The organism is Amphibiibacter pelophylacis (genome assembly GCF_037688875.1).
Taxonomy (GTDB): Bacteria; Pseudomonadota; Gammaproteobacteria; order Burkholderiales; family Burkholderiaceae_C; genus Amphibiibacter; species Amphibiibacter pelophylacis.
In genome coordinates this window covers 123,704-136,006 of sequence record NZ_JAWDIE010000004.1, presented here as the reverse complement: position 1 = coordinate 136,006, position 12,303 = coordinate 123,704, and the positions used below count along the sequence as shown (strand labels likewise).

Below are 12,303 nucleotides of genomic sequence, written 5' to 3'. Positions count from 1 at the left end.
GCTGTGTCCGCTTCATCGGGTCAGTCAGGACTTTCCACGCTGATGGGCGTGCTGCGCCTGCAGCCCGGCCAGACGCCGCCGCTGTCACTGCGCCGACCGGTGCTGCTGGGCGGCTGGCTGCGCCAGTGGCTGGGCGGCGCCGATGCGGCGGGGGTTCCGGCCCGCGTGGGCACCCTGTTTGCCCTGTGCGGCAGCGCCCAGGCCGACACCGCGCAGCGCGCACTGGCCGTGGCGGCTGCGGCGCCCGATGATCTGTCCGCTCTCAGCGCCTTGCAGGGTCCGCAACCAACCGCGATGGCGCGGCGCCTGCGCCTGGCGACGGTGCGCGAGCATCTTCAGCGCTTCTGGATGGACGGCGGGGGCGCCCCCGAGGCCTCTCCAGGTGCGGCCTCTCACGGTGCGGCCTCTCCCGGCGCGGTCTACCCCGGCCTGCCGCACGACATGCTGGCCGCGTCGCCGCTGCCGCGTCTGATGGCGGCATCTGCCAGCGCCGATGCCGATGCCGCGCAGGCCCTGCTGGACCACACCCGCGACTGGATCGACACCGTCTGGCTGGGCCAGAGCGGTGCCCTGGCCGCGACGCTGGCGGCTTTCGATGCTCACGGACCCGCTGGCCTGCCCGGGCTGGACAGGGCCTGGCGCGAGCAGATCGCTGCGCGGCCGCAGGCCCCCGGATCAATCTGGCTGCAGGCGCTGCTGGGGACCGAGAACGCGCAGCGCGCTCAGGCGCTGGCCCACCCTGCCGCGGTGATGCTGCGTGCCGATCGCGAGACCACGCTGCGCCACCTGGCCCTGCGGCTGCGCACGCAGGACGATTTCGCGCAGATGCCCGATATCGACGGCCAGCCGCACGAGTGTGGCCCCTGGCTGCGCCTGGGCGACAGCGCCGTCACGCAGCGCCCGCTGGACGCCTGGACGCGCCTCGTGATGCGCTGGGTTGATTTGGCCCGCCTGCTGGCCCCGGACGGCGCGCACTGGCTGCGCAGCGGCGCCCTGCGCACGGGCGAGCATGAAGGGCTGGCCTGGACCGAAATGGCGCGCGGCGTGCTGCTGCACTGGGCGCAGCTGGAGCCCCAGGCGCCAGACGCTGCGCCGGACACCCCCCGGCGTGTGCGCGATTTCCGCGTGCTGGCGCCGACCGAATGGCACCTGCACCCCGATGGCGCGCTGGCCGCCAGCCTGGCCGGGCTGGAGGCTTCTGAAGCGCGGCGCCGGATCGCGGTTTTCGACCCCTGTGTGCCGCTGGAGAACCCTGATGCATGAAATGAGTCTGGCCGGAGGCATCCTGCAGGTGCTGGAAGACAGCCAGCGGCGCGAGGGTTTTGCCCGCGTCACCGCGCTGCGCCTGGAGGCCGGGGCGCTGTCGGGAGTCGAGGTTCGCGCGCTGCGTTTCGCGCTGGAAAGCCTGCAGCCCGGCAGCCTGTTCGAGGGCGCACGCATCGACATCGACGAGCCGCCCGCGCAGGCCTGGTGCATGCCGTGCAGCGAGTCGGTGGAGATCCGATCGCGGCTGGACGCCTGCCCGCGCTGCGGCAGCCACCAGCTTCAGCCGACCAGCGGCACCGAGCTGCGCGTGGTCGATCTGCGGGTTCAGGATGATTGAGACCCGCCCTGGCGCCGGGTCCGCTAAAGTGCTTGTTCAGTGATTTTTTTGATGTGGGGAGATCGCCATGTGTGTGGTGTGCGGATGCAGTGATGTGACAGGGCAGGGCCAGGCCGGAGCGCCCAAAGGCGTGTCGGTGGATGCGGTGACGGGCGATCTGCACTTTGGCGCCAACGCCGCGCGCGTGTCGGTGCCGGGCATGAGCGCCGAACGCGCCATCGCGCTGGAAGTGAACGTGCTGGACGCCAACAACCGCGTCGCCACGGCCAACCGGGCGCATTTCGAGAGCCACGGCGTCACCGCCTACAACCTGGTCTCCAGCCCCGGATCCGGCAAAACCACGCTGCTGTGCGCCACGATTCTGGCACTGCGCCAGCGCCTGCCCGATCTGCCCGTGGCCGTCATCGAAGGCGACCAGCAGACCAGCAACGATGCCGACCGCATCCGCGCGACCGGCGCCGCCGCCATTCAGGTCAACACCGGCAAGGGCTGTCACCTGGACGCGCCCATGGTCGCCGAAGCCTTCGCGCGCCTGCCGCTGCATGCGCACGGTCATGGCCACGGGCACGATCACAGTCATTCTCACGATCACCACGATCACCACGATCACCACGACCACACCCACGCGCCCGGCGCGCTGCTGATGATCGAAAACGTCGGCAATCTGGTCTGCCCAGCGCTGTGGGATCTGGGCGAAAACGCCAAGGTCGCCATCCTGTCGGTCACCGAGGGCGAGGACAAGCCCCTGAAATACCCCGACATGTTCGCCGCCGCGCAGATCATGGTGCTGAACAAGACCGATCTGCTGCCCCACCTGGATTTTGATGTGGACGCCTGCATCGCCTACGCGCGCCGCGTGAATCCGGCCATCGAGGTGATCCAGCTCTCGGCCCGCACGGGCGAGGGCATGGACGCCTGGCTGGACTGGCTGCTGCGCGCCCGCTGATTCCAGCCCGCGACCTGCCTGTCTATTGACTGTCCATGAACCGTCCATGAACCGCCCATGAACGCGCCGTTTAATCCCACACCGTCAGTTGCCCTGCCTGATGCCTATGCTGCGGGCGTTCAGCGTCTGCCGCTGGCGGCGCCGGTGCGCGTGCTGGCGCTGGGCGCCTTCCTGAAGAACACCGCCTGCTGGCTGGACGGCGATCGCGTGCACTGGCGCCCCAGTGGCCTGCTGGCTGCGGGCGACAGCCATGGCGATCTGCGCGATCCGCAGGCCTGCGCCGCGCTGCAGACCAGCGTGCAGGCGCTGATCGATCTGGCTGATCAGGCCGAACAGACCGGTTTGGCCACCATTCAGGCCGTGGCGCACGACCTGCATCCCGATTTTTTCAGCACCCACTGCGCGCTGGAAGTGGCCGAGCGCCTGGGCGTCCCCGCCGTGGGCGTGGCCCATCATCATGCGCATCTGGGCGTGGTGATGGCCGAGCAGGGCTGGCGGACCCACGAGGGCGATCCCGTGCTGGGCCTGGCGCTGGACGGCGTGGGCCTGGGGCCCGACGGCACGGCCTGGGGCGGCGAAGCGCTGTGCATCGAAGGCGGCCAGATGCGTCGCGTGGGCACGCTGCCCGCGCTGGCCCTGCCGGGCGCCGATGCGGCGGCTGTGGCGCCCTGGCGCTTGCGCCTGAGCGTCGCCCACGCGCTGGGCCTGGACGTGCAGGACGCCAGCCTGCGCGGCGCGATACCGCCCGCGCAGGTGTCGGGCGTGGCCCAGATGCTGGCGCGCGGCCTGAACTGCCCGGCCACCACGGCAGCGGGGCGCTGGTTTGACGCCATGGCCGCGCTGCTCGGTCTGTGCGAGGTGCAGCAGCACGAGGCCCAGGCCGCGCTGGCGCTGCAGTCTGCGGCGCAGGCGGCTGTGGTGGCGGGCGGCGATACGTCCGCTGTCTTGCCGCCCGCTGCCGATCCGGCCAGCGACGACGCCTGGTGGGCGCTGATGCGCCAGGCGCTGGCGCTGGGCCAGACGGCGCGATCCAGGCCCACGGGGTCTGAATCGCTCCAGGCCGAGATCAACACAGCGGCGCTCGCCTTCCACCGCCTGCTGGCGGCGCGGCTGGTGGCCCTGCTGGAGGCCGAGGCGCACAAGCTGTACGGCCCCGGCCCTGGCCCCGTGCGCGTGGCGCTGGGCGGCGGCTGCTTTTTCAATCCCCTGCTGCGCGACGATGTGCTGCAGCAGGGTCAGGCGCGCGGCTGGCGCATGGCCCTGCCGCGTCAGGTGTCCTGCGGCGACGCCGGGCTGGCGCTGGGGCAGGCCTGGGTCGCTGCCGGGCTGCTGGCTTGATCCCCATCCCGATTTTCAGCATTCAGGAGATTCATATGTGTCTGGCCATTCCCGCCCGCGTCGTGGCCCTCCAGGAGGACCAGCAGGCGCTGGTTGACCTGAGCGGCGTGCGCAAAAGCATTTCCATCGCCCTGGTGCCGCAGGCGCAGGTCGACGATTACGTCATCGTCCATGTCGGGCACGCCATCGGCCTGCTCGACCCCGAAGAGGCGCAGCGCACGCTGGCGCTGTTTGCCGAGCTGCCCGCCGGGAGCCCCGCATGAAGTACATGACCGAATTCCGCGACGCCGAACTGGCGCAGCAGCTGGCGCAGCGCATCGCCGCCGAGGCCGATCCGGCGCGCGAGTACCATTTCATGGAGTTCTGCGGCGGCCACACGCACGCCATTTCGCGCTACGGCGTGGCCGACCTGCTGCCGCCCAATGTGCAGATGGTGCACGGGCCAGGCTGCCCGGTCTGCGTGCTGCCCATCGGGCGCATCGATCAGGCCATCCGCCTGGCGCTGGATCACGGCGTCATTCTGTGCGCTTACGGCGACACGCTGCGCGTGCCCGCGTCGGACGGGCTGTCGCTGCTCAAGGCCAAGGCGCAGGGGGCGGATGTGCGCATGGTTTATTCCCCGGCGGACGCGCTGGCGCTGGCGCAGCGTCACCCGGATCGCCAGGTGGTGTTCTTCGCCATCGGCTTCGAGACCACGACCCCGCCCACGGCGCTGGTGCTGAAATCGGCCAAAGCCGCGCAGGTGGACAACTTCAGCGTGCTGTGCTGCCACGTGCTGACGCCTCCGGCCATCGTGCACGTGCTGTCCAGCGAGCAGCACCGCCAGATCGAGCGCGAGGCGGGCGGCGTGCGGCTGGACGGTTTTGTCGGCCCGGCGCACGTCAGCATCATCATCGGGACCGAGCCTTATGACGGTTTCGCGCGTGACCACGCCAAGCCGGTGGTGGTGGCGGGTTTCGAGCCGCTGGACGTGATGCAGGCCATCGCCATGCTGGTGCGCCAGGTCAACGAGGGCCGTCACGAGGTTGAGAACGAATTCACCCGCGCCGTCGTCCCCGGCGGCAACAAGGCGGCGCAGGCGGTGGTGGACGAGGTCTTTACGCTGCGCGACAGCTTCGAGTGGCGCGGCCTGGGCGAAGTGCCCTCCAGCGCGCTGCGCCTGCGCCCCGAATACGCCGCCTGGGACGCCGAGGTGAAGTTCCCCAGCGAATACCGCAGCGTGCCCGACCACAAGCAGTGCGATTGCGGCGCCATCCTGCGCGGCGTCAAAAAGCCGCAGGACTGCAAACTGTTTGGCACCGTGTGCACGCCCGAGACGCCCATGGGCTCGTGCATGGTGTCCAGCGAAGGCGCCTGCGCCGCGCATTATTCCTTCGGCCGCTGGCGCGATATCCCCATCGTCAGCGCCCCCGTCAGCGCCCCGGCCTGATCCACATCCCTCTGGAGACGCGCCCCATGGCGACCCGCAAAAACTACCAGCGTCCGCTGGACCTCCGCACCGGCCGCGTGGACATGAACCACGGCGCGGGCGGCCGTGCCGCGCACCAGCTCATCACCGAGCTGTTTGTCGCTGCCTTTGACAACCCGCTGCTGCGCCAGGGCCACGACGGCACGACGCTGCCCGACGCCAGTGGCCTGGGCCCCGGCCGCTGGGTGCTGGCGACCGATGCGCACGTGATCTCGCCGCTGTTCTTTCCGGGCGGCGATATTGGCTCGCTGTCCGTGCATGGCACCGTGAACGACGTGGCCATGTCGGGCGCGACGCCGATGTACCTCACCGCCAGTTTCATTCTGGAAGAAGGCTATCCGCTGGCCGACCTGCAGCGCATCGCGCAGAGCATGGGCCAGGCCGCGCGCGAGGCGGGCGTGGCCATCGTGGCGGGCGACACCAAGGTGGTCGAGCGCGGCAAGGGCGATGGCGTTTTCATCAGCACCACGGGCCTGGGCTGGCTGCCCCAGGGCATCGCGGCCGACGGCACGCGCGCGCGGCCGGGCGATGTGATCCTGGTCTCGGGCTCGCTGGGCGAGCACGGCGTGGCGATTCTGTCGCAGCGCGAATCGCTGGAGTTCGAGACGCAGATTGTCTCGGATTCGGCCGCTCTCAACGGCCTCGTGGCCACGCTGCTGGCCGCGCTGCCTGACAAAGACAGCCTGCGCGTGCTGCGCGACCCCACGCGCGGTGGCCTGGCCACGACGCTCAACGAGATCGCTGTGCAGTCGGGCGTGGGCATGCACCTGCGCGAAACCGACATCCCCGTGCTGCCGCAGGTCGATGCGGCCTGCGAGCTGCTGGGGCTGGATCCGCTCTATGTCGCCAACGAGGGCAAGATGATCGTCATCGTGGCGCCGCAGGCCCAGGAAGCTGCGCTGGCTGCGCTGCGCGCGCATCCGCTGGGTGCGGGCGCGGTGCGCATCGGCGAGGTCGTCGCTGACGACAGCCATTTCGTGCGCATGACCACGGAGCTGGGCGGCCAGCGCATGGTGGACTGGCTCAGCGGCGAGCAGCTGCCGCGCATCTGCTGAAGGGCGGCATGGACAGCTCTGCCCACACCGGCCTGACCGTGCTCGTCGTGGATGACGAGCGCCAGTCGCAGGCGGCCATGCGCCGCGCGCTGGAGGAGCATTTCGACGTGCTGTGCGCCAGCGACGCGACCCAGGCCCGCGAGGCACTGCAGGCGCACGAGGTCGCGGCGGTGATCTGCGACCAGCGCATGCCCGGCCTGAGCGGGGTGGATTTCCTCAAGGAAGTGCGCGACACCTGGCCGCAGGTGGTGCGTTTCATCATCTCAGGCCACACCGACAGCGAGGACATCATCCGGGGCGTGAACGAGGCCGGCATCTGCCAGTACCTGCTCAAGCCCTGGCGCGCCGCCGATCTGCTGAACAGCGTGATGCAGGCGGTGCAGGCCACCGAGCTGACGCACAGCGTTCAGCGGCTGGACCTCGAACTGCGCAAGGGCACAGGTGGCCTGCGCCGCCAGGTCCAGCGCCGCCAGCAGCAGCTGCAGACGGTGTTTGGCATGGACCGCATCGTGCGCCGGCCGGACAGCCCCATGGACGCGCTGTGCCGCAGCCTGGCGCGCGTGGCCGTGCACGATGTGGCCGTGCTGCTGCTGGGCGAATCGGGCACGGGCAAAGAGCTTCTGGCGCGCGCCATGCACTACGCCAGTCCGCGCCAGACCGGGCCTTTCGTGGCCGAAAACTGCGCCGCGCTGACCGACACCCTGCTGGAGAGCGAACTCTTCGGCCACCGCAAAGGCGCTTTCACCGGCGCGGTCAGCCACCACGCGGGTCTTTTCGAGCGCGCCAACGGCGGTACGCTGTTCCTGGACGAAATCGGGGATACGTCGCCCGCCTTCCAGGTCAAGCTGCTGCGCGTGCTGCAGGAGGGCGAAGTGCGTCCCGTCGGCGCCACCCAGCCCATCTCCGTCGATGTGCGCGTGGTCGCGGCCACCCACCGTCCGCTGCACGACGACGTGCGCGCCGGGCGTTTCCGCGAAGACCTGTTCTACCGTCTGGCCGAGGTGCGTCTGGACGTTCCGCCATTGCGAGACCGGGGCGCAGGCGACATCGCCGCTATCGCCCAGACCCTGCTGCCCGACCTGTGCGCGCACCTGGCGCGTCCGTCGCTGGCTCTCGCTCCCGAGGCGCTGGCCCTGATCCAGCAGCAGCCCTGGCCGGGCAATGTCCGCGAGCTGCGCAACACCCTGCTGCAGGCCGTGCTGGCCTGCGAGGGCACGCGGCTGACGGTGGACTGTTTCGCAGATGTCCTGGGGCCTGTGCGGTCGCTGACGTCGCCCACGCCGCAGCCGCTGTCTCCGCGCGGCCCGCTGGAGGCTGATCTGCCCGGCGCGGAAGACAGCGCAACCCCGCTCACCCCGGTCGCCCCGCTGGATCCGGCCGACTGGGAAGCCCTGGCTGCGCCCTTGCAGTCGGGCGAAACCCTGCAGGACCGCGTCGATGCGGTCGAAAAACGCCTGATCGCCGCCAGCCTGGAGCAGCACCGCTGGAACCGCAGCCGCGTCGCCCAGGAGCTGGGCCTGTCGCGCGTGGGTTTGCGTGGCAAGATGCAGCGTCTGGGGCTGGAGTAGCCCCCCGCAGAATCCCCCTGAGACATCTCCCACCGCCAGAATCCCATGAACCCAGACCCGATCAGCCCCACCCGCAGCACGCGCCCGTCGCCATTGCGCGTGCTGTGGCTGCAGTCGGGTGGCTGCGGCGGCTGCACCATGTCGCTGCTGTGCGCCGATGTGCCGGACCTGAACGGGCATCTGGCGCGCGCGGGCATCGATATGCTCTGGCACCCCAGCCTGTCGCTGGCCAGTGGCGACGAGGTCATCGCGCTGCTGGAGCGCTGCGCCAGCGGCGAGCAGGCGCTTGACGTGCTCTGTGTCGAAGGTGCCGTGGTGCGTGGCCCGAACGGCACGGGCCGCTTCCACCTGCTGGCGGGCACGGGTGTGCCCATGATGGACTGGATCAACCGCCTGGCGAAGCGGGCGCGCTATGTGATGGCGGTGGGCTCGTGCGCGGCTTTTGGCGGCATCAGCGCGCTGGGCCACAACCCCACGCAGTCCTGCGGCCTGCAGTACGACGACGACCAGCCCGGTGGCCTGCTGGGCGCAGGTTTTGTCTCGCAGGCCGGCTGGCCGGTGATCAATGTGGCGGGCTGCCCCACGCATCCCGGCTGGGTCATCGACAGCCTGACCGCGCTGGCCGACGGGGCCTGGACGCCCGCCGATCTGGATCCGCTGGCCCGGCCGCGCTTTTACGCCGACCAGCTGGTCCACCACGGCTGCACGCGCAACGAGTTTTACGAGTTCAAGGCCAGCGCCGAGAAGCCCTCCGACCTCGGCTGCATGATGGAGCACATGGGCTGCAAGGGCACGCAGGCGCACGCCGACTGCAACACCCGGCTGTGGAACGGCGAGGGCAGCTGCACGCGCGGCGGCTACGCCTGCATTTCGTGCACCGAGCCGGGTTTCCAGAATCCCGGGCACGCCTTCCACGCCACGCCCAAGCTGGCGGGCATCCCCATCGGGCTGCCGACCGACATGCCCAAAGCCTGGTTTGTGGCGCTGGCGTCGCTATCCAAAAGCGCCACCCCCGCGCGCGTCAAGGCCAATGCCACGGCCGACCACGTGGTCGCGCCGCCCGTGCTGCGGCGCACGCGGCTGAAAAACCGGGGCGGCTGATGGAGCGCCAGCGTCTGATCGTCGGGCCCTTCAACCGCGTCGAGGGCGACCTGGAAGTGCGTCTGGACGTGGCCGGTGACCGCGTTGAGGCGGCCTGGGTCACCGCGCCCATGTACCGGGGCTTCGAGAACATGCTCGTCGGGCGCGATCCGCTGGACGCGCTGGTCATTGTGCCGCGCATCTGCGGCATTTGTTCGGTGTCGCAGTCGGTGGCGGCGGCGCTGGCGCTGGGCCAGGCGCTGGGCGTGCAGCCCACGGCCAACGGCGATCTCGTCACCCGCCTGATGCTGGCCACCGAGAACCTGGCCGATCACCTGACGCACTTTTACCTGTTCTTCATGCCGGATTTCGCCCGGCCGATTTACGCCAGCCAGCCCTGGTTCGAGGCCGTGTCGCACCGTTTTGCCGCGCACAGCGGCGCTGGAGCGCGGGCGGCGGTGGCGGCGCGCCAGCGCTTTTTCACCGTGCTGGGCCTGCTGGGCGGGCGCTGGCCGCACACGCACAGCATTGGGCCGGGAGGATCGTCGCGCGCGGTCACAGCCGCCGAGCGCCTGCGCCTGCTGGCCACGGTGCGCGAATTCACCGCCTTCGTCGAAGAAACGCTGCTGGGCGACCGCATTGAATCGCTGCTGGCGCTGCAGTCGCAGGCCGATCTGGAACGCTGGCTGCAGGGCCCGGCCCGGCACGGCGATTTCGCCCTGTTCGCGCAGGCCGCGCACAGCCTGGACCTGGCCGGGCAGGGCGTGAGCGGGGCGCAGCTCTACACCCACGGCGCCTGGGGTGGCCTGTGGCCGTCCGGTACCTGCGCCACGGTCAGCGCCCCGGCAAATGCGGCGGACCTGCTGCCCGCGACCGTGCGTTCCGTCGCCGAGCTGGCCCAGGGCGTCACCGAGGACAACCACCACGCCTGGTACGCCGATGGCCAGCACGCGCCCCAGGCCGGGCTGACCCAGCCGCGCGCCGACAAGCCTGGCGCCTACACGTGGAACAAGGCGCCGCGCTGGCACGGTCAGGTGATGGAAACCGGCGCCATCGCCCGCCAGGTGCTCTCGGGCCAGGCGCTGGTCTGCGATGCGGTGTCGCGCAGCGGCGCGAACGTCTGGACGCGTGTGCTGGCCCGGGTGGTCGAACTGGCCCGCGCGCTGCCCCTGATGCAGGAGGCACTTCAGGCCCTGCAGCCCGGTCAGCCCTTCCAGTCGGGGGCGCTCCCCGGTTTTGCGCCGCACGCGCACGGCGTGGGCCTGACCGAAGCCGCCCGCGGCGCTCTGGGCCACTGGCTGACGGTGGAGCAGGGCCGCATCAGCCACTATCAGATCGTCGCGCCCACCAGCTGGAACTTCTCGCCCCGCGACGCGGCAGGCACCCCCGGCGCACTGGAAGCCGCCCTGGTCGGCACCCCAGTGCGCCCCGGCGAGCGCACACCCGTCGCCGTGCAGCACGTGGTGCGGTCGTTTGATCCTTGTATGGTGTGTACGGTGCATTGAGCCGTGAGGAAACGCGATGAACGCACGTACTGAGTTCCAGACCCTGCTGGGTGCGGATGGCCATCCGGCCTTTGTAGTCGTTCCTTATGCGGAGTTTGTGCGGCTGTACGGCTTTGCGCCCGGCACCATTCCCCATGCGGTGGTCAGCGCCGCATTCGCCCAGATCGAGGCGGCCCGACGACCCCGTAAGGTGACGCTGCAGAAAGTGGCCGACGCCCCGGGGCTGTCGCGGGAGCAGCTTCAGACCTGAACCGATCCTCATCGCCCATGATCCCCACCCAAACCCCCCTCATCGACCCCGCCGCCGCGCCGTGGGAGCGCGAAGGCGCGGTGGACGAAGGCATGTGGCTGGATGTGATCCAGCGCATGGACGCGGTGTACTCGCAGCTGGTGCAGGACGAAATCGAGCTTGAGGCCAAGAACGAGCGCCTGCAGGCCAGCCAGCAGTTCATCGTCAGCCTGCTGTCCAGCATGAGCGACGTGCTGCTGGCGGTGGATGCGGCCGGGCGCGTCGAGCAGACCAACACCGCGCTGCACGAGCTGGTCGGGCGCCGCGCCGAGCAGATCGAAGGCCAGCCCGTGCAGGCGCTGCTGGCCCGAGAGCGCGATGCGCAGCGGCTGGAGCAGGTCTTTCAGGCGCTGGGCCAGGCCAGTCTGGACGACACGCCGGGCAGCGCGCCGCGGCCTAGCGTGGCGCTCGAAATTCACCTGCTGGATGCGGCGGGAGGCGAAGTTCCCGTCGATCTGCGCTGCACGCCGCGCACCACGCCCCAGGGCGGTCAGCCGGGTTTTGTGCTGGTCGGGCGTCCGCTGGGTGATCTGCAGCAGGCCTACGCACAGCTGCGCCAGGCGCACGAGGCGTTGCAGCGCACCCAGCAGCAACTGCTGCAGGCCGAGAAAATGGCCTCGCTGGGCCGCCTGGTGGCGGGGGTGGCGCACGAGCTCAACAACCCGATCAGCTTCGTGCTGGGCAATGTCGACGCGCTGCAGCGCTACCACCGCCGCTTGGGCGATTACGTTCGCGCCATGCACAGCGGCGCCGCAGCCGCCGAGCTGGACGCGCTGCGCACCCAGTGGCGCATCGACCATGTGCTGGACGATCTGCCCGATCTGACCGAAGGCCTGGTCGAAGGCGCCGACCGCACCGCCGACATCGTCCAGGGGCTGAAGCGTTTTTCAGCGGTTCAGCCTTCGCAGCGCTGCGTGATCGACGTCCGCCCGGTGATCGAGCAGGCCGCGCAATGGGTCAGCAAGGCCGAATCCAGCCATTTTCAGATTCGCCTGGAGCTGGGCGACGAGCCGCTCTGGGCCGAGGCCAACGACGGCCAGCTGCTGCAGGTGGCGCTCAACCTGATCCAGAACGCGCACGATTCGGCCTGCGGCGTCACACCCGACGAGATCGAACGCAGCCGCGCCCGCGCCGTACCGCCCGCACTGCTGATCCGCAGCCACCGCGACGGCGCTGAGGTGGTGCTGGATTTCCAGGACAACGGCCCCGGCATCCCCAACGATCACCTGCCGCGTATTTTTGACCCCTTCTTCACCACCAAGCCGGTGGGCAAGGGGACCGGCCTGGGGCTGTCGATCAGCTACGGCCTGCTCGAGCAGAACGGGGGACGTCTGATCGCGGGCAACGGGCCTGACGGCGGCGCCTGCCTGAGCATCCGCCTGCCCGCCGTGGCCGAGCGCACCGCCTGAGCTAGACTGGCAGGGCTGCTAACGCTAACAGCACTGCTGATC

Annotated in this window: 12 protein-coding genes; all 12 read left to right on the top strand. The window is 70.2% G+C overall.

The window, feature by feature from the left end; translation table 11 throughout:
- Positions 1-3: 3 nt before the first annotated feature.
- The 12 genes from RV045_RS03850 (at position 4) to RV045_RS03795 (ending at position 12,261) form a co-directional block, all read left to right on the top strand.
- The gene (locus tag RV045_RS03850; RefSeq protein WP_423234449.1) at positions 4-1,263 is read left to right on the top strand and encodes a hypothetical protein; all 1,260 of its coding nucleotides are present in this window, start codon (positions 4-6) and stop codon (positions 1,261-1,263) included.
- Positions 1,256-1,603 carry a hydrogenase maturation nickel metallochaperone HypA gene (hypA, locus tag RV045_RS03845; RefSeq protein ID WP_423234448.1) on the top strand — a complete coding sequence of 116 codons (348 nt, stop codon included), beginning with the start codon at positions 1,256-1,258 and terminating at the stop codon, positions 1,601-1,603. The genes RV045_RS03850 and hypA overlap by 8 nt, the downstream gene beginning before the upstream one ends.
- Before the next feature lie 67 nt (positions 1,604-1,670).
- Positions 1,671-2,549, top strand: a complete 879-nt coding sequence (hypB, locus tag RV045_RS03840; RefSeq protein ID WP_423234447.1) for a hydrogenase nickel incorporation protein HypB — start codon at positions 1,671-1,673, stop codon at positions 2,547-2,549.
- A gap of 57 nt (positions 2,550-2,606) precedes the next feature.
- On the top strand, positions 2,607-3,887 hold the full coding sequence (locus RV045_RS03835) for a Kae1-like domain-containing protein (RefSeq protein ID WP_423234446.1): 1,281 nt from the start codon (positions 2,607-2,609) through the stop codon (positions 3,885-3,887).
- A 35-nt stretch (positions 3,888-3,922) separates the two neighbouring features.
- Positions 3,923-4,150 carry a HypC/HybG/HupF family hydrogenase formation chaperone gene (locus RV045_RS03830; RefSeq protein ID WP_423234445.1) on the top strand — a complete coding sequence of 76 codons (228 nt, stop codon included), beginning with the start codon at positions 3,923-3,925 and terminating at the stop codon, positions 4,148-4,150.
- Complete coding sequence (gene hypD, locus RV045_RS03825; protein ID WP_423234444.1) at positions 4,147-5,316, top strand: hydrogenase formation protein HypD; 1,170 nt, start codon at positions 4,147-4,149, stop codon at positions 5,314-5,316. Before RV045_RS03830 ends, hypD begins: the two co-directional genes overlap by 4 nt.
- Positions 5,317-5,342: 26 nt before the next feature.
- Positions 5,343-6,410 carry a hydrogenase expression/formation protein HypE gene (hypE, locus tag RV045_RS03820; RefSeq protein WP_423234443.1) on the top strand — a complete coding sequence of 356 codons (1,068 nt, stop codon included), beginning with the start codon at positions 5,343-5,345 and terminating at the stop codon, positions 6,408-6,410.
- Between the two features lie 8 nt (positions 6,411-6,418).
- Entirely contained in the window at positions 6,419-7,978 is a 1,560-nt protein-coding gene (locus tag RV045_RS03815; RefSeq protein WP_423234442.1) for a sigma-54-dependent transcriptional regulator, read from the top strand.
- 45 nt (positions 7,979-8,023) lie between these two features.
- A complete protein-coding gene (locus RV045_RS03810; protein ID WP_423234441.1) occupies positions 8,024-9,079 on the top strand; it encodes an NADH-quinone oxidoreductase subunit B family protein in 1,056 nt (351 codons plus the stop codon).
- Complete coding sequence (locus RV045_RS03805; RefSeq protein WP_423234440.1) at positions 9,079-10,563, top strand: nickel-dependent hydrogenase large subunit; 1,485 nt, start codon at positions 9,079-9,081, stop codon at positions 10,561-10,563. The genes RV045_RS03810 and RV045_RS03805 overlap by 1 nt, the downstream gene beginning before the upstream one ends.
- Positions 10,564-10,579: 16 nt before the next feature.
- Complete coding sequence (locus RV045_RS03800; protein ID WP_423234439.1) at positions 10,580-10,813, top strand: hypothetical protein; 234 nt, start codon at positions 10,580-10,582, stop codon at positions 10,811-10,813.
- A gap of 17 nt (positions 10,814-10,830) precedes the next feature.
- Positions 10,831-12,261, top strand: coding sequence for a sensor histidine kinase (locus RV045_RS03795; protein ID WP_423234438.1), 1,431 nt, complete (start codon positions 10,831-10,833; stop codon positions 12,259-12,261).
- Positions 12,262-12,303 lie beyond the last annotated feature (42 nt).